The 26187-nt window shown below is 47.3% G+C and carries 21 protein-coding genes; 10 read left to right on the top strand and 11 right to left on the bottom strand.

Annotated features, from left to right (window positions below; all coding sequences use genetic code 11):
• Positions 1 to 111: 111 nt before the first annotated feature.
• A complete protein-coding gene (locus tag ABZR88_RS21760; protein ID WP_107831427.1) occupies positions 112 to 831 on the bottom strand; it encodes a response regulator transcription factor in 720 nt (239 codons plus the stop codon).
• 391 nt (positions 832 to 1222) lie between these two features.
• On the opposite strand from ABZR88_RS21760, the gene ABZR88_RS21755 reads away from it, so the two are divergent.
• A complete protein-coding gene (locus ABZR88_RS21755) occupies positions 1223 to 1999 on the top strand; it encodes an endonuclease/exonuclease/phosphatase family protein (RefSeq protein WP_107831429.1) in 777 nt (258 codons plus the stop codon).
• A gap of 115 nt (positions 2000 to 2114) precedes the next feature.
• A complete protein-coding gene (gene phnN, locus ABZR88_RS21750; protein ID WP_107831431.1) occupies positions 2115 to 2678 on the top strand; it encodes a phosphonate metabolism protein/1,5-bisphosphokinase (PRPP-forming) PhnN in 564 nt (187 codons plus the stop codon).
• Between the two features lie 267 nt (positions 2679 to 2945).
• Here the strand turns inward: phnN and ABZR88_RS21745 are convergent, their stop codons facing one another.
• The 5 genes from ABZR88_RS21745 to ABZR88_RS21725 all read right to left on the bottom strand — a co-directional run bounded on the left by ABZR88_RS21745 (position 2946) and on the right by ABZR88_RS21725 (position 9866).
• On the bottom strand, positions 2946 to 3092 hold the full coding sequence (locus ABZR88_RS21745) for a hypothetical protein (protein ID WP_170113690.1): 147 nt from the start codon (positions 3090 to 3092) through the stop codon (positions 2946 to 2948).
• 353 nt (positions 3093 to 3445) lie between these two features.
• The gene (locus ABZR88_RS21740; RefSeq protein ID WP_107831435.1) at positions 3446 to 4135 is read right to left on the bottom strand and encodes an NAD-dependent epimerase/dehydratase family protein; all 690 of its coding nucleotides are present in this window, start codon (positions 4133 to 4135) and stop codon (positions 3446 to 3448) included.
• A gap of 160 nt (positions 4136 to 4295) precedes the next feature.
• Entirely contained in the window at positions 4296 to 6395 is a 2100-nt protein-coding gene (locus ABZR88_RS21735) for an OmpA family protein (RefSeq protein ID WP_107831437.1), read from the bottom strand.
• Positions 6396 to 6403: 8 nt separating this feature from the next.
• A complete protein-coding gene (locus tag ABZR88_RS21730) occupies positions 6404 to 7387 on the bottom strand; it encodes a type IX secretion system membrane protein PorP/SprF (RefSeq protein ID WP_107831439.1) in 984 nt (327 codons plus the stop codon).
• Positions 7388 to 7391: 4 nt separating this feature from the next.
• A complete protein-coding gene (locus tag ABZR88_RS21725) occupies positions 7392 to 9866 on the bottom strand; it encodes a gliding motility-associated C-terminal domain-containing protein (RefSeq protein WP_107831441.1) in 2475 nt (824 codons plus the stop codon).
• Positions 9867 to 9979: 113 nt separating this feature from the next.
• Here ABZR88_RS21725 and ABZR88_RS21720 point away from each other — a divergent pair, with 113 nt between their 5' ends.
• The 5 genes from ABZR88_RS21720 (at position 9980) to ABZR88_RS21700 (ending at position 14197) form a co-directional block, all read left to right on the top strand.
• Positions 9980 to 11392, top strand: coding sequence for a glycoside hydrolase family 28 protein (locus ABZR88_RS21720; RefSeq protein WP_107831443.1), 1413 nt, complete (start codon positions 9980 to 9982; stop codon positions 11390 to 11392).
• A gap of 104 nt (positions 11393 to 11496) precedes the next feature.
• The gene (locus tag ABZR88_RS21715) at positions 11497 to 12381 is read left to right on the top strand and encodes an AraC family transcriptional regulator (protein WP_107831445.1); all 885 of its coding nucleotides are present in this window, start codon (positions 11497 to 11499) and stop codon (positions 12379 to 12381) included.
• Entirely contained in the window at positions 12378 to 12809 is a 432-nt protein-coding gene (locus ABZR88_RS21710) for a DUF983 domain-containing protein (protein WP_245917121.1), read from the top strand. The genes ABZR88_RS21715 and ABZR88_RS21710 overlap by 4 nt, the downstream gene beginning before the upstream one ends.
• A gap of 68 nt (positions 12810 to 12877) precedes the next feature.
• Positions 12878 to 13258: a response regulator gene (locus ABZR88_RS21705; protein WP_107831447.1), complete on the top strand. Its 381-nt coding sequence runs from the start codon at positions 12878 to 12880 to the stop codon at positions 13256 to 13258.
• A 462-nt stretch (positions 13259 to 13720) separates the two neighbouring features.
• Positions 13721 to 14197, top strand: coding sequence for an Lrp/AsnC ligand binding domain-containing protein (locus tag ABZR88_RS21700; RefSeq protein ID WP_107831449.1), 477 nt, complete (start codon positions 13721 to 13723; stop codon positions 14195 to 14197).
• Between the two features lie 380 nt (positions 14198 to 14577).
• Here the strand turns inward: ABZR88_RS21700 and ABZR88_RS21695 are convergent, their stop codons facing one another.
• A complete protein-coding gene (locus tag ABZR88_RS21695) occupies positions 14578 to 16869 on the bottom strand; it encodes a Tex family protein (protein ID WP_107831451.1) in 2292 nt (763 codons plus the stop codon).
• 239 nt (positions 16870 to 17108) lie between these two features.
• Positions 17109 to 19670 carry an OstA-like protein gene (locus tag ABZR88_RS21690; RefSeq protein ID WP_281260221.1) on the bottom strand — a complete coding sequence of 854 codons (2562 nt, stop codon included), beginning with the start codon at positions 19668 to 19670 and terminating at the stop codon, positions 17109 to 17111.
• A gap of 83 nt (positions 19671 to 19753) precedes the next feature.
• Here ABZR88_RS21690 and tilS point away from each other — a divergent pair, with 83 nt between their 5' ends.
• Together tilS and ABZR88_RS21680 are read left to right on the top strand one after the other, a co-directional pair.
• Positions 19754 to 21088 carry a tRNA lysidine(34) synthetase TilS gene (gene tilS / locus ABZR88_RS21685; protein ID WP_107831523.1) on the top strand — a complete coding sequence of 445 codons (1335 nt, stop codon included), beginning with the start codon at positions 19754 to 19756 and terminating at the stop codon, positions 21086 to 21088.
• Positions 21085 to 21570 carry a hypothetical protein gene (locus ABZR88_RS21680; protein WP_107831455.1) on the top strand — a complete coding sequence of 162 codons (486 nt, stop codon included), beginning with the start codon at positions 21085 to 21087 and terminating at the stop codon, positions 21568 to 21570. The genes tilS and ABZR88_RS21680 overlap by 4 nt, the downstream gene beginning before the upstream one ends.
• 534 nt (positions 21571 to 22104) lie before the next feature.
• On the opposite strand, the gene ABZR88_RS21675 is transcribed toward ABZR88_RS21680, so the two are convergent.
• Positions 22105 to 23646 (bottom strand): Do family serine endopeptidase, encoded by a 1542-nt coding sequence (locus ABZR88_RS21675; RefSeq protein WP_107831457.1) that lies wholly within the window; start codon positions 23644 to 23646, stop codon positions 22105 to 22107.
• Between the two features lie 318 nt (positions 23647 to 23964).
• Between ABZR88_RS21675 and dapF the strand changes: the two genes are divergently transcribed.
• Positions 23965 to 24750 carry a diaminopimelate epimerase gene (gene dapF / locus ABZR88_RS21670; protein WP_107831459.1) on the top strand — a complete coding sequence of 262 codons (786 nt, stop codon included), beginning with the start codon at positions 23965 to 23967 and terminating at the stop codon, positions 24748 to 24750.
• Positions 24751 to 24998: 248 nt separating this feature from the next.
• On the opposite strand, the gene ytxJ is transcribed toward dapF, so the two are convergent.
• Positions 24999 to 25328 carry a bacillithiol system redox-active protein YtxJ gene (gene ytxJ, locus ABZR88_RS21665; protein ID WP_107831526.1) on the bottom strand — a complete coding sequence of 110 codons (330 nt, stop codon included), beginning with the start codon at positions 25326 to 25328 and terminating at the stop codon, positions 24999 to 25001.
• A 215-nt stretch (positions 25329 to 25543) separates the two neighbouring features.
• A complete protein-coding gene (gene ribH, locus ABZR88_RS21660) occupies positions 25544 to 26038 on the bottom strand; it encodes a 6,7-dimethyl-8-ribityllumazine synthase (RefSeq protein ID WP_107831461.1) in 495 nt (164 codons plus the stop codon).
• Positions 26039 to 26187 lie beyond the last annotated feature (149 nt).

The raw sequence follows: 26187 nt of genomic DNA, 5'->3' as shown, positions 1-26187 counted from the left end.
CGGGGGCATTTACACATAGTTTTGTACAGCGGCCGGGCCTTCGCGCGCCCTTCGACATGCTCAGGATGACACCTCCCCGCTAATGAGTTATCAGGAAAGACCCACTTTACGTCACTCCACTTTAAACGGCGCCACATTAAAACGATACCCCACAGAGCGCACCGTTTCTACCGCTTCCTTATAAATGCCTAACTTTTTGCGCAAGCCTACTATCTGCACATCAATAGACCGCTCTGTGGCAAAATACTGCGGACCGTTAATTTTTTCGATGATCTGGTTACGGGAGAAAACTTTGCCGGGATATTTGGCCAGTAATTCCAACAGTTTAAATTCGCCGATGGTGAGGTCCAACTCGCAATTATTCAGATACACTTTATAGGCGATGACATCCAGACGCAGAGCGCCAAAATCAAGCTTATCTTGTACTACGGTGGTGGTTTTTATTGTATCGTCGGCTAGCTTGCGGCGCAGGATCTTCTTTACCCGCGTCATCATTTCTTTAATACGGAGGGGCTTTACCAGGTAATCATCGGCACCAACTTCCAAGGCGGTTACGGCGTCAATCTCGTCATTTTTACCGGTGAGCATTACCAGGGGGATATCCTGCGTGGCCATACTCATTTTCAGGTTTTTGCACAGTTCCAGACCGTCCATTTCAGGCAGTACCCAATCGGTCAACACCAGGTCGGTATTGTCGTTGGTAATATACTTGAGCGCATCAACCGCTGTAAAAAAATATTTAACCTCATAACCCTCTCGGGTGAAGTTGTATTTCAGCAGTTCAAGCACGTCATATTGATCATCAATAATAACCAGCCTGTTTTTCCTCATGTCTAACTTTTTTTCGGGGAAGATGCAGCCAATACATAGCCGAAGTTCCTCAGCATAATATTAGCACACCGGATTGAAGTAATCTTTAGCCAAATATTAAATAACTAACCATTTTGCCGGGTTTGGTGTTAAAAAATTGGCTTTGGCAATGGTTTATGAATAGTTGGCTAATTGTTGGCTAATAAACCTCTCCCTAACCCTCTCCGAAAACCTCACCCCAACCCCTCTCCAAAGGAGAGGGGCTTTACAGAGCTTGGTCATTATTACATCAACTAAACTATCCCCTTCGTTCCCTCTCCTTTGGAGAGGGTTAGGGAGAGGTGGTGCTAACAAACAATTAACCATAAGCTAATTAACAGCGAACGCTCAAAACGCATATTTGGCTTTTAACATGCAGATAAGAATTGTTACCATAAATACCTGGAAATGCGATGGCGATTATTACAATCGCATTAAGCTGCTGGCGGCGCAACTTAAAATGCTTACGCCGCACGTGGTGGCCTGCCAGGAATGTTTTCTCTCTGAAGATGAGTCGATAGACACCTTGCGCTACCTGGCCGAGGAGCTGGATATGTATTATCATTTTACCTTTGCGCGGTTTAAACAGCGACAGGTTGGCAATAAAACTATTAACAGCTACTCGGGCCTCGGCTTGCTCTCGGCCTTCCCCATCAGAGATGTACAGGAGTTTGACCTGCCCATGAGTACTGCCGATGGCCAGCGCCGTGTGCAACAGGCGCACCTGGAGATCAACGAGGAGAAACAGTTATTACTCACCAATGTGCACCTTACTCACCTGCACAATGGCGAGGACCTGCGCAAAGAACAGGTAGTAATGCTGGCTGAAAATCTGATTAGCCGCACCGAGGCCTACAATGTGGTATGTGGTGATTTTAATGCGACACAACAGTCAGACGAGATAACGTTGTTCCACCAGCTTACCGGCGCTGTTGACTGTTATGAAGCGGGCGGCGGTAATGAGCCCCGTAAAGGTTATGGCAGCCTGACTGTAAAAGATGTGGATCATATTTTTTCCGTACCATCGGGCCCTTGTAATACCGTGCCTACATTTATAAAATCGGCCATTGTGCTGAATGAGCCTGATGAAGGCAGCGGATTGTATCCAAGCGATCATTTCGGGGTGGGAACAACTTTGATTACGATATAAAACCTCACCCCAACCCCTCTCCAAAGGAGAGGGGCTTTAGAAAAGATGTCTTTCAGTTCTCTCCTCAGGAGAGGGTTAGGTGCGACATGGGCATTTGATATCGAACTATTTTAAAATGGCTAAACTATTCTACATCGTCGGTGCATCTGGTGCCGGTAAAGATTCATTGATGAACTATTGCCGCAAGGCACTTGATGGCAACACGGCACCGGTGGTTTTTGCACACCGGTATATCACCCGCCCTGTTGGTGCGGGACACGAAAATCATATCTGTTTGAGCCATGAGGAATTTAAACTACGCCAGCAGAACGGCCTGTTTGCCATGTACTGGCACAGCCACAACCTGCACTACGGCATTGGTATAGAAATTAATGCCTGGTTGCAAAGAGGGTTTAACGTGGTGGTGAATGGCTCGCGCGAGTACCTGGATGTTGCCCGCTCCTTATTTCCAGACCACCTGCAAGCCATTTCTATCGAGGCCGATCCAGAGGTAATTGCCCACCGTTTGCAAAATAGAGGCCGTGAAACTGGTAGCGAACTAAAAGAACGCATCAGCCGCAACAGCACACTTATATTTGACCGCGATGGCGTTATTGTGATTGAGAACAACCTCACGTTGGAAGAAGCCGGCCGGCACCTGCTCAAAACCCTGCTCAGCGGCATAATAGAGCATGCCTGAAAATAAAAAACCGGCTATCTCTTTGCAGAGATACCGGTTAAAAAAAAGTTAAACATGAAACACCCCTCGCGGGTATTAATCTTAAATCACCTACTGCACTAACAACAGGTTGATTGTGGCGATAACAGGCCACATTTATCTTTAACTACATCCAAACAGATGCAGTGTTTACTAAATTTTCAATACAGGTTTGTGTGTGAATTTTGCAGCGTTCCGGGTCTGCCACTCGGGCAATCAGTACGCCTTTTTTAGGATGAAGCCCCCCAATCAGACTTGTCTGATGCAGAGCGTAGCCAACCGGTTACGCTGCAACAACGGTTGCAAATAAGGTAACGACGACGCCACCGGTTGAGCAAACCGGCCAAAGATGCCAAACAGCGCCAGACACGCCAGCAACATTATGTTAATCTTCAAGGCCGGTCGCTTATAGAAAATAATACGCTGACGGCGCAGAAATTTGAGACAGCTTGCCTTTTTAACGGGAGAGGAGAAAGCCGAATGTTTATTACTCACCTGCAGACTTGGCTGACGATGGTTATTCCGGCCTTCATTTGTCTTACAAAAAGCCACACAAACGCTCGAAAATACCAGATATATGGCCGCAAGGCATATACACATATAGTATTTAAGATGTTTAGGGTTCATCGCTTTGTTTCGTACCATGCACAGCCCAATAAGGTGTATGCAACGGCTCCAAAATTATCCACATGCTGTTTAGAAATGCCGCACTTAAAATTAACTTTTTGTAAAGCCCACTGGCTGATTAATTAATGTTGTGACGATGGATATTGTGCCGCGAGCTGTTTAATGTCTTTCGCCTCCACATCCTGCTTATCAAACCCTGCAAACGTTACCTGCAGCATGGCCCGGCCCAGTTGTTTCAGGGTAGAAACGCCGTTAGGCATAAACACCCCTACCAACTTAACCAGCCAGGCCAGCCAGTTATACCAGCCAGGGATATTTTTAGCACCTTTTGCCGCAATCAATCCACCGGGACGAAAATTATATTCGGCCTTGAAGGGTAGTTTGTCCAGGTCATTCTCGGTTTTGCCTTTCACCCGGGCCCAGCGCAGCTTGCCTTGCTCTGTGCGATCAGTACCGCTGCCGGATACATAAGTGAATATCATATTGGGATTTAACCTGCTTAGCGTTTGCGCAAAATTGAGCGTTAGGGTATAGGTAAGTTTATAATAGGTATCGGCATCCATCCCGACAGACGATACGCCGAGGCAGAAATAGCAGGCATCATACCCACTTAACTGCGCCTCGATTGGCGAGAGATCAAAAAAATCAGCATGAATAACCTCTTTGAGTTTGGAATGATTGAAACCCGATGGCTTACGGTTTACAATCAGCACCTCGGTTACGCGATTGTCATTCAGGCATTCCATCAATACGCCTTCGCCTACCATACCGGTGGCTCCGGTTACTATTATTTTTATAGGTGATGTGTTCATTTGGTATGTTTAAGTGGATAACCCCGTCTTCCTGCAATACCATTTGTCATTGCGAGGAACGAAGCAATCTCGTCACATTACAAACGGAATGATGTCACCGACTATCCTTCGAGGAGATTGCTTCGTCGTTCCTCCTCGCAATGACAAAATGTTAAATATCTCAATTCTTAATCTTCGCATTCACCACGCCCAGCACCTTTATTTCTGTTCTGCGGTTTAGCTGATGATCTTCTTCACTACAAGGCACGCCGTTGCCGCATTTGTTAAGCAGGCGGGTTTCGCCATAGCCTTTGGCAACAATGCGACCGGGTGCAATGCCTCTACGGGTAATATAGTTGGTGGCCGATACGGCACGTGCCTGCGAAAGCAGCATGTTATAATAATCAGATCCGCGCGAGTCGGTGTGTGAGGATAACTCTATCTTCAGCGTTGGGTTTTCGCGCATCAGGTCAACCAGCTTATCCAGCTCCACCATGGCATCGCGGCGGATGCGGGCCAGGTTCAGGTCATAATAAATATTACGGATGATGAAAGTGGCGCCAACCTCCAGCGGGCGCATCCTCATGCGTACGGGGTTCTGCACCATCGTTATGACAGACGATGCCGGGATATCCAGCGTTACCGGATAATAGCCTTTCTTTTTTACCTCCAGCAGATAGCTCTGTACCCTGCTGGCATCAAAAGCAAAACTGCCATCAATAGATAGCCTGTTCTGAATATTACTGCCCGCTTTTTGTTTAAAACTGACATTTACCGAATCAAGCAGCTGATCAGTATGATCATCTACCACGGTACCAGTCAGCTTGAGCAAGCCAACGGCTGGCGTATTGACAACCTCAGGTACAGCATCGGGCACCAGAGTGTTTTTAATCGGCATAGGTTTCTCAACAGGTGCAACATCAGGGCGCATACTTCCCGGATTTTTAAAAGTGGTTAACATCGGGCCCGAATTATCTGTTGGGATGTTGAGCGTAAAGGCGTAAACATCATCGTCCCCTTTACCGCCCTGGCGGTTTGAAGAAATGTAGCCTGTTAAACCGTCTGTTGTGGTGTAAGAAAAATCATCGCTGGTTGAGTTAATAGGATATTTCAGGTTAACCGGCTTGGCCCATTGGGCTTTCTCCCCGCCGGTAGAAAAAATATCATAACCGCCCATACCAGGCAGCCCTTTTGACGAGTAATATAGCTTGCTATCCGGCCCGATAAACGGGAAACTTTCTTCCTGAGCCGTGTTCACCGTGCTACCACAGTTGTATGGAATCCCCCAATCGCTGCCAGATTTATTACAGTACCAGATATCGGTTTTACCGATACCACCCGGCCTGTCTGACACAAAGTATAGCGTTTTGCCGTCTTTAGATAACGCCGCATACCCATCTGAAAACATATTCACGTTATCATACTGAAACTGCTTCAGGTTACCCCAATGGCCGTTTACCTTAGTGGCAATCATCAGTTGGAGCCGACGGGTATATACACGCCCGCCCATTTCGCTTTTCTCGGTTTTTATACGGGCACCGGCCACACGGGTGGTTACGGTTGCGTAGGCCGTATCTCCGCCGGGAGTGAAAGCGATGGGACCAGTGTGATAGTCTTTGTTCAGATCGATCTTACCCGTCTTTTCAAAAATCAACTCGCTGATCTGCTTTTTCTCTTTGTTATAATCAAACAGCTTGAGCCAGCCATTGCCCGTGCGTTTATCAATATCATCTTCCTGACTGCTGGTAACTCTGTTTGAGGCAAAAAGCAGATCGGTTTTACCGGTGTAGGTTACGCCCCAGTCAGAATAGCTGGTATTGATCTTGTCTTCCGGCAGTAATTTGTAGTTTGATGGACGCTTCATCCAGGCAGCGGCAGAATCACAAACAGCCAGTTTAAAATCAAGCTGTTCTTTCTGGGTGCTGTTGTAGTATTTACCGTAGGCAGCTTTGGCTTCGACAAACTTCTGGTTGCGCAGCAGGGCTTCAGCATAGTAATAATTATCTGCCGGGCGGGTTCCTGGTTTGCCTGCTACCTTACCGTACCAACGTTCGGCTTCATCATATTTATTGGTTAAACGATAGCAATCGGCTATGCGTTCTGCTACCTTGATGTCATTGGGGTGCTTGTTATAAGCGTCAAGGTAAATCTGCAGGCTCTCGTAATATTGATAGCGTTCAAAAAGCTTGTCAGCCTGTCCCTTACCGGCAAATTGCTCCTGGGCGCAAACACCGCCCGTTAAGCCAATAAGTAAAGATGCCGCAAGTATATATTTCTTCATATCCCTCTTTAAAAATAACGGGGGTTAATTACTCGTTCTTTTCTGCGCCCGAATGACATGCCTAACGAAAACTCATGTGTACCATTTGAATAGCCGGCCAGCTTGTTGATATTAAAATCAAAAGAGTAGCCCAGGCGCAGGTTTGGGCTTACATAATACTCCACTATAGCGGCACCGGCATCAATATGATTCAGGTTATTTTGCAGGGCAGATTTACTCCACTCCGGTACCCCTGTACGATAAGTGCCACCTATCCAAAACATCTTATTGATCAAAAAGTTGGTGCTCAGGTCTATATTGGTTGGGCCACGCATATCTTCTTTTATCAGGAGCGATGGTTTCCAGTCAATGGCGTCACTAATGGGCGTCATATAACCAACGGTGAGGTAATAACAACGCGCCTCGCGTACCACGGCGGCATTATCAGAGAAACCGGCATCGGCCAATAAGTTCAGGGCCGAAAGCCCCAGGTAAAATGATGGCGAATAGTAATAAATACCCAACCTGAAATCTGGCGTAAACTTGCTGACGCTGCCGGCGGCCAGTCCCGGGTCGCTCGGATCTGTGCTACTCAGCTTTCCATAATCTACTACGTAAGCATTTGCACCCGCACCCAGGCCAAAGCAGATCCGCTTGGTATCGTCATCATTTAACCGCAGCCGATAGGCATAATTTACATAGGCACTTGATGTGGTTTGCGGCCCCAGCATATCGCCGGTTACCACAAAACCCAGGCCCATATTTTTACGATCCGGATCGGCCACCCCATCAATAGAAACGGCTCCGGTTCTTGGCGCGCCGTCAATCCCCGTCCATTGGATGCGGCTAATGAGGTTCATCGTCCAATTCTCTTTATAACCCGCATAAGCCGGATTTACCGAAAGGCCGCTAAAAGCATATTGTGTAAACTGTATGCCTTGCTGCGCATGCGCAGCACCGGCTAGTAATAAAGGCAATAATCCAGAAATAATGTTGCGTATCGTTCTCCTCATGCCTTCATCGTTTTAAAAACAGCCAGCCTTTAAATGTGGTATGTCCGCCGTTCGGTTCTTTACGGTTCAGTACATAGTAATAAGTTCCTTCGCTCAGGCCTTCACCGGTCCAGGTATTTTGATAACTATCTGACCGATACACCTCGTTACCCCAGCGGTTTACGATAATGAGTTGGCTACCGGGAAATAACTCAATATTAGGAATGGTAAAAGTATCATTCTTACCATCGCCGTTAGGTGTAATCACCGTAGGGATATCTATTTTTTTAGGTAGCACGGTTACAAAAGCCGTATCTGTACAACCGGCGGTATTTGTACGCAAAAAGGCATATTTGCCCACCACGCTCAAACCCGTCACTTCGGTTTTAAGAGCTGTAGGGGTAGTTATTGCCGCAACAGCAGGCGCATTACCCAACTGCGCCCATGTGCCCGCTCCAACAGCAGTTAGCGTGGCCGTTTCATTTATAAAAACAGTTTGATCATTACCGGCATCGGGCGGCATGATAAAGGCCAGCACATTGGTTTTAACATTATTACAGCCAGTACCTGATGGTGCCGAGTCGCACTCTACCTGTGCATCATTCGGTGCAGCGGCATCGGGGTTGGTGGCATCAGGGTCGGTCACATCCGCCGGGCGCATAATACCTGCGGTTACCGTAACACTGCCAGAGGCTGGCATTTTTGGCACTCTGCCCGTAACCACAAACTGTGCTGCCGCACCCGATGTAAGATCGAGCGATACAGAATATACCCCATTATTAGTGGTCTCGGCAGAAAAAGCAACCGTACCTCCGGTAGGCGTGTGGGTTACCTGCACGTTAGTCAAATCAGCAGGGAAGGCAAAACTGAGCTTACTGCCGCTAACCGCATTAGGGCCATTGTTGCGAGCAGTAAACACATAATTAACCAACTGGCCCACGCATCCGCCGCCTGAGTTGGCGTTGATATCGCTCAACTGCAAATCGGCCTCCTGTAGCTGTATAGGCACCGCTGCAGAGAGATTAGTAGATGCTATATAAGCCCAGGTGTCCAAACCTCTTTCGTCGCCAAAATCTGACGGCAAGGCACCGGGCGAACCCCACTTATGGCCATTAATCTGGCTATTTAAACCGGTAATATTTTTAACAGGACTAGATGGCGTGCCAACGGTAGATATACTGCTGTCATCCCAATACACCGTAAAATCTGGCGCCAGGTTACCGTTGGTTCTGGTAAGCTTGATGCCATTTACGTTGCGCTCAACGTCAAAGAAGGGAAAATGTACTTCGCCGCCAAACAGCACTACGTTAATGGTAGCATTGTAATTGCCGGCAGGCACTTTAGCGCCCTGTCCGTCTAACCCGTCCCAGATTACCTGGTTTGGTCCTTCGCTTACGGTGCCGGTAAGTTTGCGATCTTTCGGGTCAGCAAAACTGCCATTCTGATCTACATCAATCAGTATAGTATACCCCCCGTTTTTATTTACAGTAAAGGTGAACACGCTTTGCAATGGCGATGTACCGGCCCGGTTTAAGGTTCCTTCAATACCCTGAAAACCAGACTGTGTAATTGCAGGCTGTGCAATAGCATTGTGCAACCAGGTAGTACCACCACCCGGCACCGGCGCAGTTGCCGGCAGATCTGCAGCCGGGTCATTAAAAAATATTTTATAGGTAACGTCAGACTGGGTATCGGCAGCCCGCGGATCCTGAATATTGGGTTTATCCAGGTTATTTATACTTTGGTAAGAGGCATCGCCACCGGCATTTCTAAAACCTTTGTTATTTACAAAGAAGGAGAAACCATTACCGGCCTGGCCGTTATTATCAAGCGTATAAGCGTAGCCATCTTTGGTCAATATTTTAAAAATGCCGTTGAAGCCGGTATCAAAACTACCCAGTATCCCCGAGAAGATATTGGTATAAACCCGGCCGGTTATAGGTGCGTTAGCTGCGGAGCGCACCGTAATATCAAAAGCGGCAATGTACTGGCCGGAGTATTGTGTCCAACTGGCATTAGCAGCAATAGGTACAGGGTTTTCGCTGGGCAGACCGCCATTTTGAGCAACAAAATCAACCTCCCAAACACCGTCTTCGCCGGCCTGCACGGTACGGGTGTAAGGAGTATAGCCACCTGCATTGGGCAGCGGACCGGCCAATTCTTGCGCGCGATTGGCAATCAGGCCAATAGTTGTAGAACTGCCACTGGTGTAAGTATTGCCATTAGGCGCACGCATGTTTATGGTGCCCAACCCATTACCCTGTACGCTTGACCCAACGTTGATAGTTTCGCCAGCTTTGGCATAAACCTTCATGGTACCCAACGTAGGGAACAAGAATGAGGCCGTTACTGTTGTAGCCGATACCAGAAATGCACGATTACCCCCATTGGAGCTTATTTCTTTACTTCCTTCGGCCTGCACTTTGCCGGCTATTAAAACCGCAAAAAGCGATAAACAAATTTTTAATTTGCTTTTAGCCATGCCTTTGGAAAGAAACATTTAGAGAATAAGATTTATAAAATTTTTGATGTAATATACAAAAAGAACCTACCCAATATAAAAGTTAATTACTTTTAAGCGATCCTTGAATAAACCAATCTAACCCAATTAAAATGGCATCATCATCGTACTCTCGCCGCAAATTTGCGCAAACCATTGGTCGCGGACTATTATTGGCCCCTGTTGCAGCTTCATTAACCGGTTCTGCACTGGCCGCACCAGCCCAGACCGAAACTGCTCATCAAGCGCCTCCTGTAACAGGCAAAGTTGACCTCAATGTGCGCGACTATGGCGCCAAAGGCGATGGTAACACCAAGGATACCATAGCATTACAACAGGCTCTTGATCGTTGTTACGTATTAGGCGGCGGAAATGTTACTTTCCCTGCCGGAAATTATTTAACCGGCGCGATACAAATCCGCAGTAACACGACAATAACACTGGAAGAAGGCGCCATCATTAGCGGCTCGGCAGACTTTGATGATTACCCGACCATGCAGGTACGTTGGGAAGGCAAATGGATACCCGGCCATGCCGGATTGATCTATGCGGTAGATGCCAAAAACATAGGCATCAGCGGCCCCGGCAAAATTGCGGGCAACTATGCCCTGGGCGGCAGGCCATCGGCAGAGAAACCGTTACGCCACCCGGCACTAATTGAGCTAATTGGCTGCAGCGGCATTTTGCTGGAGAATTTTAGTACCGATTATAAAAACATGTGGTCTGTACATCCTACGTTTTGCGATAATATTCACATCAAAAATCTCACCATCCGCAGCGTAGGCGGTAACGGCGATGGCATTGACGTAGATTCATGCAAACAGGTGCGCATCGAGGGCTGCGATATAGCCACGGGCGATGATTGTATCTCGCTTAAATCAGGCCGGGGCATGGAGGGTTATACACTGCTGCGCACCACCGAGGATGTGCACATCAGTAACTGTACTTTTGCCGATTCTATTTTTGCCTGCATTGGCATAGGCAGCGAAACATCGGGCGGTATCCGCAACGTGCGTATAGAAAAATGCCATTTTAAAGGCGCCAAAACTTTTGCCGTTTACATGAAGAGCCAGGTAGGGCGCGGTGCATTTATAGAAAACATTGCAGTAGATAACGTAGACGCCGAGGGCATGGAAGGCGGCTTTTTACGCTTTAACCTAATGGGCAGTGGCTTGCAGGATCAGGATCCGGTGCCGGGTAAAGAAGGCATCCCTACAGTAAAGAATTTCAGCTTTACCAATATCAGGGTAAAAGATGCTCCGGTATTGATTGACGGGGTAGGCGTTCATCCAGATAAACCATTAGATGGATTGGTGATTGACAACATTACCGGCACCTGCAAAAAAGGAATTTCATTAGCCAATGCCCGCAACGCCAAAATTGGCAAGATCAACGTATCCGGTTTTGAGGGCCCCTTAATGAGTGTATATAACGTACACGGCATGGGCTTACAAGCTGCCGCTGCCATGTCTGAGCCAAAAGCCAGACCTGCCATAACCGTTGAAAAAGCCTATAAGCTACATTGATCTGAACTTGACGCAATAGAACAATTTACATAAATCAGTAAATAATACCATAAAAGCCACATCCAGCACCATTGCCAGATGTGGCTTTTACGTACCTTTGAGGTATGAAAAGCGGCTTCCCGGTATATGATATTTACACGCTCTCGGGCTTCCAGAAGGATGACTTTCAGATCAGTCGTTTTGCGCCGTATTTAAAGGTACACCCCAACCTGCACCTGGCGCATAAGCACAATTTTTATCACCTGGTATTATTTACAGATGGCGGCGGGCATCACACCATAGATTTTGAAAGCTTCCCTGTGCACCCGGGCCAGATCTACTTTATGGTTCCCGGCCAGGTTCACAGCTGGGCTTTTGAGGGACATGTGGATGGTTACGTCATCAACTTTTCGCCCGAGTTTCTAAATACCCTTCTACTCAAACCGGATTACCTGGATCAGTTTCGCTTTTTTGACGGTAATGCGCTCAATGATGTGGTAGATATACCCGCCGATGAACAAGCGGTGATTATCAGCATCATTGAGCAAATACTTTTTGAAGGGCAAAACCACCGCCCCATGGGTGGCGATATGGTGCGCGCACTGCTACTTCAATTGTTCATCAGCATTGGCCGGTTACAGCAAGGCGATCAGCCGGTTGTTGCCGGCAGCTATAACCAAACGCTGCTGGGTAGTTTCCAGAAGCTGGTAGAGCAGCATTATATTAAACTGCGTTTGCCAAAAGATTATGCAGCCATGCTCTACATCACGCCTAATCATTTAAATGCGCTTTGCAAGGATGTGTTGGGGCAATCGGCTGGGGAAGTGATTCGCGGCAGGGTGCTGCTGGAGGCCAAACGGCTGTTGGTGAACCTGAATTTGAGTATCTCGGCCATTGCGTACCAGCTTAATTTTACCGACAACTCTTATTTCAGCAAGTTCTTTAAAAAGTACGAAGGGATAACACCCGAAGAATTCAGAAACAAAATTTTAAGTCAGCATACGTTATGAAAGATTCAATCATACTAGATACCATGCATACCCATACACCCAATGTATTCAATGCGGCCCTGCACGCCCGCTGCCCAAAATGCCGTGAGGGCAATATGTTTGCCAACAAAATGTACAGCCTGAGCGGGCAAAAAATGAATAAAACCTGCCCCGCCTGCGATTACACTTTTGAGATTGAGCCCGGCTATTTTTACGTGGCCATGTTTGTAAGCTATGCCTTCAATGTAGCACAAATGGTGACCTTAGCAATAGCCACCTATGTACTAACCGGCACCTGGAACCCATGGGTGTATATTACTGTAATACTGAGCACTGCGGTAATTTTATCACCCTTAAACTTTCGTTATTCAAGGGTAATTTTGCTCTATTGGTTAACCCCTGGGCTGCATTATGACCCCAACCGTTTAAAAAATTTCAGAAAAAGATAAAACGGCCCAACTTTTGTTAGTCAAATTTGTGTTATAATATATAAATTTGACTAACACTACCTACTATAATGGACGCTCAGGAATCTAAAAAGATCATCATTTTTGATGATGATGAAGACATATTGTCTATTTGCACATACATTCTTGCAGAACGAGGATGGGAGGTTTTTACCTATACCGATTGTAATGCCATTACAGAACGGGTTTCATCTATCCAACCATCGGTCATACTGATGGACAACTGGATCCCCGATGCCGGCGGCATTATTGCCACCCAGACACTCAAAAGCACGGATGAACTGAAAGATATCCCGGTGATCTATTTCTCGGCCAACAGCGATATCCAGCTTCTGGCAGATCATGCCGGTGCCCAAAGCTATCTGGCCAAACCTTTTGACCTTGACGAGTTGGAAGGTGTTATTAATAATGTACTGGCAAAAGCCTCGTAAGTAACAGTTTTTAAAAATATGAAAGGCCGCTCAACAGAGTGGCCTTTTTTGTGCTTCTATATTACTCGCTATAACGCGTTTTAATTTCTTATATTCAGGAAACCCTGGTTCAATAATTACGAATTGTATAAAAACAGCAAAGCCCCTGATGGGCAGGGGCCTTTACTAACCAATTATAAACCTAAATTATGAGAAGAGCTGTTGGGGAAGGGTTCGAACCTTCACAGAGTGGTTAGCCCCGAAGGGTTTCCCATGATCTCCGCCACCGGGACAAGGAGGTGTGTCTGCCAAAAATTTCACCACCCAACATTGTTATTTCTTTTAAGAACGAGACGTTGTTTTAACGTTTGCTTGATACAAAGTTAAATCGCTTTCACATTTCTTGCAAATATTTCAACAAAATAATTTTATTTTTATTCGAATTTTAATTAAACTTGTATTTAACTAACGATATCAAAATTTATGGCGCACAGAAAACCTCAAAATTTAGAAATTGATAATCTTGATATACAGATTTTATCAATTTTGATGAAAAATGCGACGACGCCGTACACGGAAATCGCTAAAGAACTGATAGTTTCAGGCGGTACCATCCATGTGCGTATGAAGAAACTCGAAGAGATGGGTGTGATCAAAGGAGCCAGTCTGGAAGTGAATCCGCAGAAGCTGGGTTACGATATTACCGCGTTTCTGGGCATCTTCCTGGAGAAAGGTTCGCAATATAACGAGGCTGTTAAGCAGCTACAAACCGTAAAAGAGATTGTAGAACTGCATTACACCACCGGTAGCTATAGCATTTTTGCCAAAATTGTTTGTCATGACACCTCGCACCTGCGCGAAGTTTTAAATGAAAGCATCCAGAGCGTAAAAGGCATTCAGCGTACCGAAACTTTTATCTCGCTTGAAGAAAGCATTAGAAGACAGATCAGCCTCGACTAAGTTCGTGCACTGATTCCCCCTGATCAGAACGGAAAACTAAAAGATTAAACCCCACTAAAACGGGATGACATGCATCGCCTAAACCCCAGTGCAAAGCATCCCGTATTCCTTAGTTTTTTCGATTTTATTATTTTTTTCGGCATCAAAGCATGCCCAGGGAGTGCTATGCGCTTTGCTGAGCCACAGCTATAATAGAAAAGGCCTGAAACTGATGTTTCAGACCCTTTTTATTTCACCCGCTTGTCATTTCGACCAACGGGAGAACTATTCTCTTGAGCGAAGCGAAAAAATCTTAGACGTTAGCCAAGCACGCGTTCATGCCCTGGGGGCTAAGATTTCTCCCTGCGCTGCGCTTCGTTCGCAATGACATGAGAGGACTCTTACTTAAACTTATTCTTCAACGCTGCCAGCTTCAACGCCATATCCGTTTCCGGCTCTTGCTGGCGTTTATCGTTGCGGTTGTTGTTATTATTATAACGGTTCCCGCCGCCTTGCTGTTGCTGACGCTGATCGCGCTGCTCTGGTTTGCGGGCTGCTGGTTTTGGCTCGTTCTCTTTCATAGAAAGCGAGATCCGTTTGCGGTTCACATCCACCTCGGTTACCGTTACCTCTACTTTCTGGTGCACTTTCAGTACCTCGTTCGGGTCTTTAATAAAGCGGTTGGTAATCTGGCTCAGGTGCACCAGGCCGTCCTGGTGAACGCCGATGTCTACAAACGCGCCGAAGTTGGTGATGTTGGTAACAATGCCCGGCAGTTTCATGCCCACTTTCAAATCGCCTATGGCGTTTACACCATCGGTAAAGCTGAAGGCCTCAAACTGCTCGCGCGGGTCGCGGCCTGGTTTGGCCAGCTCGGCCATAATATCATTGAGGGTAGGCAGGCCTACACCGTCGGTCACATATTTTTGTAGCGGGATGCTTTTGCGCAGCTTATCGTCGGTCATTAGTTTGGCAACAGTGCTTTGGCTGTCTTTAGCTATTTGCTCTACCAGCGTGTAACGCTCCGGATGCACGGCGCTGGCATCCAGCGGGTTTTCTGCCCCGCGGATACGTAAGAAACCTGCCGCCTGCTCAAATGCCTTATCGCCCAGGCGAGGCACTTTTTTCAGCTGATTGCGATGTTTAAACGCGCCGTTCTCGTTACGGTAGTTCACAATATTTTGCGCCAGCTGCGGACCAAGGCCTGATACATAAGCCAGAATTTCTTTCGATGCGGTGTTCAGTTCTACACCCACAGCATTCACAGCACTAATCACCGTATCATCCAGCGAAGCTTGCAATTTAGTCTGATCCACATCGTGCTGATACTGACCCACACCGATAGATTTCGGATCGATTTTTACCAACTCAGCCAACGGATCCATCAAACGGCGACCGATAGATACGGCACCTCTAACGGTTACATCATGCTCCGGAAACTCCTCACGCGCCACTTCTGACGCTGAGTAGATAGAGGCCCCGCTCTCATTCACCATTACAATCATGGCACCCGGCAAATCAAGCTTGCGCACAAACACTTCTGTTTCTCTGCCAGCGGTACCGTTGCCAATGGCAATGGCTTCGATGTTATGCTTCTTATACAAAAACTCTACGGTTTTCTCGGCTTCCTTGGCCTGACCTGCCCCCGTGTGCGGGAAAATGGCCGTATACTCCAGCAACTTGCCCTGCTCATCCAGGCAAACCAGTTTACAGCCGGTACGGAAACCAGGATCTATCGCCATGGTACGTTTTTGTCCCATCGGCGCAGCCAGTAACAGCTGACGGGCGTTCTCGGCAAACACCTTGATCGCTTCCTCATCAGCCGCTTTTTTAGTGAACAAGCGCACCTCTGTTTCCATTGATGGTTTGAGCAGCCGTTTGTAGCCATCCATAATGGCCAGACGCACCTGATCGCTGCTTTTGTTCATGCCTTTTACAAAGGCATTATCCAACAGGGCAATAGCTTCGTCTTCCGGCGGTTGGATATCCAGCCACAAAATTTCTTCTTTCTCGCCACGGCGCATGGCCAGCACGCGGTGTGATGGCGCTGTTTTTACCGGCTCGCTCCACTCAAAATAGTCTTTGTATTTAATACCGGATTCTTCTTTGCCATCAACCACTTTACTTTGAAAAGTTCCCTGGTTGATGAACAACTCGCGCATCTTGGCGCGCGTTTCGGCATGCTCGGCAATGTGCTCGGCAATAATATCGCGGGCGCCAGCCAAGGCTTCCTCTGGCGAGTTCACGCCTTTTTCGGCATCTATATATTTATCAGCCTCGGCATCCAGATCAATTTTATTTTGCTCCAGGATGAGATCAGCCAACGGCTGCAGGCCTTTCTCGCGCGCGGTAGTTGCGCGGGTTTTGCGTTTAGGGCGATAGGGCAGGTACACGTCTTCCAGCGCCACCATGGTTTCGGCCTCATTAACGGCTTTCTCCAGTTCGGGCGTCAGTTTACCCATATCGTTAAGCGATTTCAGAATGGCTTCCCTGCGCTTATCCAGATCGCGCAGCTGCTGCACGCGATCGCGGATGGCGGCCACCTGTACCTCGTCTAAGCTACCGGTCAGTTCTTTACGGTAACGTGAAATAAAGGGTACAGTTGCCCCCTCGTCTAAAAGCTGAATAGTAGCGCTAACCTGCTTGCCTGTCACCGCAAGCTCGGTAGCAATTTTATGATGATGTGCTAACATATTTTCGTTTACAAGAGCTGCGAAGTTGGGGATTTTAAGCGAAAAGCCGAAAGCATAAAGCGTAAAGCTTTACACAGTTTAATGAACCCTTCTCGTCTGCTCTTCCCCGTTTGTCATTGCGAGGAACGAAGCAATCTCGTCGAAGGATAGTCTGGATAGGCAAAGTCGTTATGCATGCAACGAGATTGCTTCGTCACCCCTAAACACAGCCCCAGCCGTTCCTCGCAATGACAAACTGTTTATGATTTTTTAATTATCTGCTGCTGTTTCTTTACAGTGTCTGCTTTTACAGTATCCCGTTTAAGTTGCGCAGGCTTGGTTTGTGTTTTGATGGTATCTTTAACAGCAGGCGACTTTGTAGCCAAACTATCTTTAGCCGCTGGCTTGTTATCTGTAGATTTAGCGTCTGCTTTCGTCTTCCCGTCATCTCCCTTAACAGCGGGCTTACCCGTTACCGCCGGCTTTTTAGCAGCATCTTTTGCGCCCGACTTGCTTTCGGCTTTCGGCTTTTTGCTTTCTGCTTTCACTGGCGGTGTCTTCTTCGGATGAATGACATCTTCTTTTGATGCCGGCCGGTCTTTGGGTTTCCAGATGAAGTTTTTCAGGATCTTATCTTCCTCCTTCAGCTTATTCATCGGGTAATCCTTGTTCTCGGGCTTGGTGGTGAATGAGAGACGCAGCACCTCGTTGGCCTTAAACAATACCCTGATGCCGCTACTCAATGAGCGCTGCATGCTGGTTACCTTGTTGCCTTTATTTTTATCACGATTAAAATAGATGGTCTCTGCATTACCGTCCACATTCAGCCGGTCCATCTTGTTGTCTTTAAAGAAGGCATGCATCCGCCGCCCGCCCATCTGGTTAAAGTAGGTAGAGTCTTTCTCTTCTACGTTAACGGCAAAGGCATTAGGGTAGATGTCCATATTATCCATCTTTTTGTTCTTCATCTGCAGATTGATGGTATCGCCAGACATCTGCGTGCCCGTTGTCCAGAACATCGGTTTAACATAACACCGGATCACCGAGTCGCTCGAGCTGTAGAACAACGAGTCTGACTTGGCCTGCAAATCAGACTTAAATATTTTTACGTTATGGTGCGCGCTCAGTGTACGGATGCGGGCCGTATCCGGCAGCGGCGGCCTGATCAGACCTTTGGCCAACGAGTCGGCTCTTCTCCTAGTCAGGATACTATCGGCTGCAGCTTTCCTTTTGGCTGCTGCCGCTATTTTTTTTGCCAGGGCAACGGTGTCGATAGCCGGCTTTACCGCATTCAACGGTTTATGCAAGTAATAAGCAGGCTGTGGCTCCAGGGCAGGCTTCATTGGCAATAGCTGTTTGGGCTGCACCTTATCCGGCACAAACGGCCGACGCAGTTTACGGGTGGTATCTACAATACCTGCAATGCGGCGCTTTTCTTGTACCTCCTTCAGTTTTTTGAAGGTCATGATCTGCGTTTCCAGTGTATCGGCACCAATGTACATGGTGTCGCGTTTCATCGGCACGCTGTCTTTAACTATGCGACCGCCCACTGTCGGGCGTTTAATAACCAGAGGCGTAAAGCTTACCGTTGTTGTAGTAAGAGGGTGGGGTGGCGGGGGCAAGGCCGGTTTAACCGCCTGCACAGCTAGGCCAACGGCCTGTTGCTGCGTTTTGGCCATTTGCGCGTTCCGTGCAGCATTGGCTGCCATATATGCCTGGCGCTGTGCCGCCGTTGCATTTGGCGGTAACTGTACCGGTGCCGGCGGCGGCACGGTGGTTGGCTTGGCCGTAACTTTTGGTGGTATTGGTCTGGCAGGTACAGGTGTAGCCGGGCTTGTTGGCTTTGCCGTTTTTGAGGCTACAGCCGGCGCTACATTCTTTTTAGACAAACTGTCGGGCTTCACGTTTTTCAGGCTATCGGTTACCGGCAGTTTTTTCAGCACTGTGTCTACCTTGTTTTTGGTGGTGTCCTTTTCCTCAGTTACAAAAATCACGTAGGGATCAATAGTTACCACGGCCCGGTCATCGCTTTTGTAATATTCACCAATCTGACCTTTAATGGTCATCTTCTGTTCCTGGTCGTCAAAAGTTACGTGTTTTACTGCGCGGCCGTAACCTTTCAGGCGGTCATAAAAAAGGCTATCGCCCTGCAGCGTCTTTGAGCCTTGCTTATACAGGTTGTTCTGCCCAAAGGCAGCTTGTTCAGTTTGGGTATTATAGTTACCGTTTTCGGTATAAAGGGTATCCTTATCTTTTTTGCCCAGAATATTGGTTGGGCCTAAAAAGTACGCAATGCGACTGCCGGTATTATACCGCAGCGTATCTGCCACAATATTGGCATCGGCGCTAACCAGTTTTACGTTGTAACGGAAATAAGAATCGCGCGGGATGGCGTAGTAATAGCCATTCATACTGGTGAGCGTGTTACCTTTATTTACCAGCTTACCGCCGTTAACATAAGTACCTATGCGGGTGGCGGTGTTATAGGTAAAGTTGTTGGTGGTGAGCGTGGCGTCTTTATCAACCATGCGCACATTTCTGGTCAGGATGGCAATTTTGGTATTATCATCATAATTAAGGGTATCTGCATAAATATGCAGTGTATCGCCCTGGGTAATACTTACGTGACCGAAGGCATCAAAACGATTTTCTTTCAGATACACATAAGCACTGTCTGACGTCAGCACAGAATATTTTTGCTGAAAAGTACCCTGGTACACCTTGTACACATCAACCCCATTAATGAGCATACGGGTAGTATGGTCACTTTTTAATAAGTTAATGGTACTTCTTTGCTGAGCTATTGCGGCTGCCCCAAGCACCAATATTAAACACGTTAACAGATATTTACGCACGAGACAAAATTAGTTTTTTGGCAGCGCTTATTAAATTAATAATTTTGATTATGCTTCCTGTGCAGCGCTTCAACAGTTTTATTAACCAACATCAGCTTTTTACCAAGCAGGATGTGGTATTGGCAACAGTAAGCGGCGGCATGGATTCCGTGCTGATGGTCCGCATGTTAGCGGCTGCAGGCTACCGTTTTGCCATGGCGCATTGTAACTTCGGGCTACGCGGCGCAGAAGCCGATGCCGACGAGCAATTTTGCCGCCAACTGGCCAATGACCTGGATGCTTCGTTCCACAACATCCGTTTTGATACGGCCGTTTACGCCGCAACCAACAAGATCTCTATCCAGATGGCTGCCCGCCAATTACGCTACGAATGGTTTGAAACGCTACGTAGCCAACACCATTATGCCGCCATTGCGCTGGCCCACCATCAAAACGATACGATTGAAACAATATTGCTGAACCTTACCCGTGGCACTGGCATTGCCGGTTTGCATGGCATTTTGCCAAAGAACGGCCATCTGGTACGGCCGCTTTTGTTTCTGCAGCGCGAGGAAATTGAGCAGATCATCCGCCAGGAGAACATCTGCTACCGCGAAGACAGCTCTAACGCGTCTACCAAATACGCCCGCAACAAGATCAGGCACGAGGTGATCCCAAAATTGAAGGAGCTAAATCCCTCGCTCGAACAAACTTTTGACCGCAACCTCCAGCACTTTAAAGAACTGGAACAATTGCTGGAACTGGAGTTGGACCGACAGCGCGCGCACTTTATTTATGAGGGTGATGACATCTACATCCCGCTGCATGCCCTTCGGCAGATGCAGCCCGCCCGCCTTTTGCTTGGCCAACTGCTCAAACCATTCGGCTTCAATGATTCGGAGACCGACGACCTGCTCAGTGCTATAGACAAGCATCCCGGCAGGCAATTCATCTCGTCAACCCATCAAATGGTATTGGACCGGGAGCAGGTAATCATATCGTCACTTAAAACCGGCGTTCTAACCCCAGTCAGCATCGGCCCAAATCAAAACCAGGTGATTTATGGCGATTATCGGCTAAGTATTTTACGTGATGACACGCCGCTTATTATTAAAGATAACCCCTCGGCCGCGTCGGTTGATGCCGCTTTGATCGTCTATCCGCTCACCATCCGCGCCTGGCAACAAGGTGATACCTTTTACCCGCTGGGGATGAAGGGCAAGCAAAAATTGAGCGATTTTTTTATTCAACAGAAAGTGCCTGTACATAAAAAGCAGGATATTCCGTTAATTATTAATGGCAACGGCGATGTAATTTGGATTGGTGGCTACCGTTTAAACGACCGTTATAAGGTGAGCCCAAAGACCGAAAAAGTTATTATCTTCGAACTGTATAAGCAAACATGAGTGATAAATCTGTTTTTGTAGAAAAGCAATACCTGGGGCGCGAGTGGATTCCTATCACTATTCGCCTCGTGCTGGCCATGTTTTGCTTTGCCGCTTACTTTTTTACCGACGAGCGCGAGCGCAACGGCGACTTGCTGCTGGTGGTCGGTTTCGCTATTATCATTATCTCTATCATCATGGGTTTCCTGCTGCATTTCCGCACCAGGGTACAAAACAAAAGCATTTTGGTTGACGGCTTGTGGACCACACGACTGGTAAAAATAGACTTGAACAGTATTGTTTCTGCCGAGAAAGGCCCTTACAGCCGCTACTTGTTTAACAATCCTGTTTATAACCTGCACAAAAGCGGCACCATCCGCTTCTATACCGCCGGCAGCGAAGCCATCCACCTGGTTGATCGTGACGGACTACTCTACATCATCGGCTCTCAACACGCTAACGAGTTTTTGAGAGCAATTAAGGATGAGATGGGGAGGAAGTAAGCCTCCTTTTCGTTATACCGAACTTGTTTTGGCACCCACTTACTGGGCTAACATTCAGATCTTCGTTTGAAAAAGTTGTGCTTTATGATCTTTAGTCCCGCTCAATCGCCACGGGAGGGCTTGTTCCTTTTTTCTTGATAAAAAAGTAACCAAAAAATCAAGACAGCGGAAATGCTTCTTTTATCGCACAGGCCTTTGCCCTGCAAATCAGTCAGAACCACAGGGCGCCACCTCAACGCCGCCGCTTGCGCTACACACAACCCCACGCTTCAGGCGCAGAGGATGAATGCCCTCTGCCACCACACAACCCCACTTGTTCTGCCTAATTTCGGCCAGAAGCTCCCCGCTGTCGGCCACCGCTCCGTATTAAACCAGAATTAGTCGAATTAAAGAACTCCTGGATATTGATTGCGCAAGTCAAAGAAATTCGATTAATTCTTCAATCTTATAAATCCTGGTTCAGACAAAAAAAATACCCGATCCTTTCCAGGACCGGGTATTCCGCTTTTATTCAATCACAAATTAAAAAAATTCTTAGCGCAGGGTGTACACGTTGTTGAAGCTGCTGCCATCAGGGTTTTTACCTGAAAGGATCAGCGTGCCGCGACGGTTGCTGGCATCAATAGCTGATGACAGGTCTTGTACACTGTTTATTGGCGTTCTGTTTACGCTGGTGATTACCGAGCCAGAGGTTAAGCCCAGCTCATCAATCATGCCGCCTTCGCTTACACTGTTTACTACCACGCCAGATGATACATGGTATTTAGATTTTTGCGACTCATTGAGCGGACGGAAGGTAGCGCCTACTTTATCAAACAATGCCTTATCGGTTGCAGAATTGCCTGCTAATGAAGCAACTTCGCCTGCGGTGGCCTTCAGCGTTACATCAAAGCTGCGCTCTTTGCCATCGCGGTCTACGGTCAGTTTTACCTTATCGCCTGGCTGCATACGGCCAACGTGTTCGGTCAGGTCTGATGATTCGGTAATCATCGAGCCATCAACTTTGGTAATAATATCGCCGTGTTGCAGGCCCGCGGCAGCAGCGCCGCCACCGGTGGTTACACCGTCAATATATAAACCAACGCTTTTATCTGATTTTACTGCCGCTGCCTGATCCGGATCGCTCAGGTCTACATAGTTAATACCCACATAGCCACGTTTAACCGAACCGAAGCGTTTAATATCATTCAACACCTTTTTAGCCAGGTTTACCGGGATGGCAAAACCATAACCCTCGTATGAACCGGTGTGTGATGCAATGGCAGAGTTAATGCCAATCAGCTCGCCGCGGGTGTTTACCAGTGCCCCGCCGCTGTTGCCTGGGTTAATTGCCGCATCGGTCTGAATAAATGACTCGATGCCCTGTCTAACTTTTGGCTGAGGTGCGTTGCGACTCGGGGTGAACGGATTATCATCGTCATCATTATTAGAACCAATGATGCCAATACCACGACCTTTAGCACTCACAATACCCGCAGTAACGGTTGAAGTTAGATTAAACGGGTTACCTACGGCCAGCACCCATTCGCCAACGCGCACATCGTCTGAGTTACCCAGCTTTACGATGGGCAGATTAGTGGCTTCTACTTTAATCAGTGCCAGATCGGTATTCGGATCTTTACCGATAACTTTAGCTTGCAAAATGCGGTGATCATTGGTAGTTACCGATATTTTCTCGGCCTTATCAACCACATGGTTGTTGGTTACAATATAACCGTCAGGCGAGATAATTACACCTGAACCCGAAGCCTGCGGCGCACGTTGCTGCTGGCGCGGCATACGCTGGCCGAACAGCTGGCCAAACATATCACTCATATCATTATCCTGACTGGACGCGGCATACGTAGTGCGGATGTAAACCACCGCCGGGGTAACCGCCGCCGCCGCCTGGGTAAAGTCAACCTCGCCGGCAGATGAGGTAATATTATTGTTTAAGGGGTTGTTAGTAAAATATACTTTTTGCTTGTCTTCAAAGCTCAGGTTATCGTCATACCTGTTCTCCATCACCTTGTAGGCGCCAATGGCCAGGGTACCGCCAACAAAGGCAGTAAGGAGTGTTAAACCAAATCTTTTCATATTCACTTTTCGATTTTCTTTTAGTTAAAACAACGAACGTTGATTTCCGGAATTCAAATTTAATACCAATTAGACTATCTAATCAACAGTTAGTTAACCCTGTTTTTGTTAAATAATGTTAAAATGATGAGGGGCGGAGCAGAAACACATATTGGGAGACGCAAGTGCCACCTCCCGATCAAAAAAACACTTAATGTAGAAACGCAATACACCACGTTTCAGTTTGCCAATCCTTTAAAATATCAAGCCCACGTCAACATTACGCTTTGCCGAGGCCAAAATTGAGCGTGATAGCAATTTAATTCTTATACTTGAACTGTGAAAATTCCTTTTTATAAATACCAGGGTGCCGGTAACGATTTTATACTGATTGACAATCGTGAATTAGGTATAGATCACCATCAGCCTGAACTGATTGAGCGCCTGTGCGACCGCCGTTTTGGTATTGGCGGCGATGGCATGATGTTTCTGCAAAACCATCCCGATTATGATTTTGAGATGGTGTATTATAACGCCGATGGCCAGCCTAGCAGCATGTGCGGCAACGGTGGCCGGTGTATTGTGGCCTTTGCCAAATTTATTGGTGTAATTGATACCAAGACTGAATTTCTGGCGGTTGATGGCCCGCACACAGCCAAAGTTTCTGACACCGGTGATTGGGTGAGCCTGCACATGATAGACGTGGACCACATTGAAACCGATGGCGATGCATACGTGCTGGATACCGGTTCGCCACATTATGTAAAAATGGTGAATGGCCTGGCCGGTAAAGATGTTTATCACGATGGTTCTGCCATTCGTAATAGCCACTCATTTAAAGAGAAAGGTATCAACGTAAACTTTGTAGAGCCAATGGTTGAAGGCTTCTTTGTGCGCACCTACGAGCGCGGTGTTGAAGATGAAACCTATGCCTGCGGTACCGGTGTTACCGCCGTTGCATTGGCTATGGCTAAACACCAGCAGCAAAAAGGACATATCACCACGCCTATCAAAGTTTTGGGTGGCGATTTGTCTATCCACTTTGATTATGATGGCAAGGTGTTCCGCAACATTTATCTGGATGGCCCGGCTGTGCAGGTGTTTGGTGGGGAAGTGGAATTGTAATACCTCTCCCCGGCCCTCTCCAAAGGAGAGGGAGCACCATCCCTATGTCATTTCGACCAACGGGAGAAATCTTATACGAAATGCAAAGCGGACATAGTGGGATATCGCACGTACAAGATTTCTCCTCACGCCTTCACACGGGCCTCCCCGAGTTCGTTCGAAATGACATGGTGGGGTAAGAAAAAGAATATAAAAAGCGAAGGGCTGCTCAAATGAGCAGCCCTTCGCTTTTTATATCGTTTAAAAAATTATTCAATCATGGTTAACGCCTCATCGACAGAAATACCGCCGTGCGACTGATCCAGGATACACTCACCGTCTTTAATCAGCAACAGCTGCGGCGACTCGTGGTGCACGGCAAAGTCTGAGGCGATTTGATTGGAGATCTCGCGGAACTTAATCAGGTCCAGAAAATACAGCGGGATTTCTTTAGGCAATGTCTCGCCATCCATCTCAAATCTGCGTTTGGCCATCATACTGATAGAGCAACGCGTGCTGTGCTTAAAAATAATGCTGTAACCGTTATGTGCCTTAATATCTTGCAGCTGCACGGTGTTGTCAAGTTGGGTCCAGTTCATAAATTTATCGGTTGCAAAAATACAGCCATCAGACCACATTAATTTCACCGAAAGGTAAAAAAGCCTTGACTATCACAATGATTAGCGGCGGCGACTATTACCGTATGCCGGGCACAATTTGTTTGAGCAAGATGATAATACAGCAGTACCCAGGGTAAGCAAAGCCAGGGCTATGTATAGCGTTTTTTTCATTTGTCTGTAACGTTTAATTTCAATTAATCTTGCAACTGGCGTGCCAGATCGGCCATTTTAATGGCGGTTATGGCAGCTTCGTCGCCTTTGTTACCATGTTTGCCACCAGCGCGATCAATAGCCTGCTGCTGGTTATCGGTGGTCAACACACCAAATATAACAGGTTTGGCGTATTTTATAGCTACGTTGCTCACACCGTGGGCCACGGCATCGCAAATAAAATCAAAATGGCGGGTTTCGCCCTGTATTACACAACCCAGGCAAATTACGGCATCCAGTTCTTTATGTTTCAATAACAGGTCTGCGCCCGATGTTAGCTCAAAGCTGCCCGGTACCGGGTGAGTAAAAATATCCCCTTCTGCCGCCCCATATTTAAGCAGGCTCTGGTAAGCACCCAGGTATAAAGCATTGGTAATTTCGGCGTTCCACTCCGCTACCACAATGCCAAAACGGAAACCTGCTGCGGATGGTACGGTAGTGTTAGAGAAGTCTGAAAGGTTTTTTAAATGTGTAGCCATGTGTAATTTCTGTAGTCCGGAAGTCGGGAAGACCGAAAGTCCGAAAGATTTTATTGTTGTTCTTTTGCGCCTAAAGATATCGAGATTTAATTAAGCTATAAAACAAAAAAGGGATACGACAATATCGCATCCCTTTTTTATTTCTTTCG

This window comes from Mucilaginibacter yixingensis (assembly GCF_041080815.1).
In the GTDB taxonomy this organism is placed as follows: Bacteria; Bacteroidota; Bacteroidia; order Sphingobacteriales; family Sphingobacteriaceae; genus Mucilaginibacter; species Mucilaginibacter yixingensis.
The sequence above is the reverse complement of the archived record's forward strand: the minus strand, read 5'-3'. Positions and strand labels throughout refer to the sequence as shown.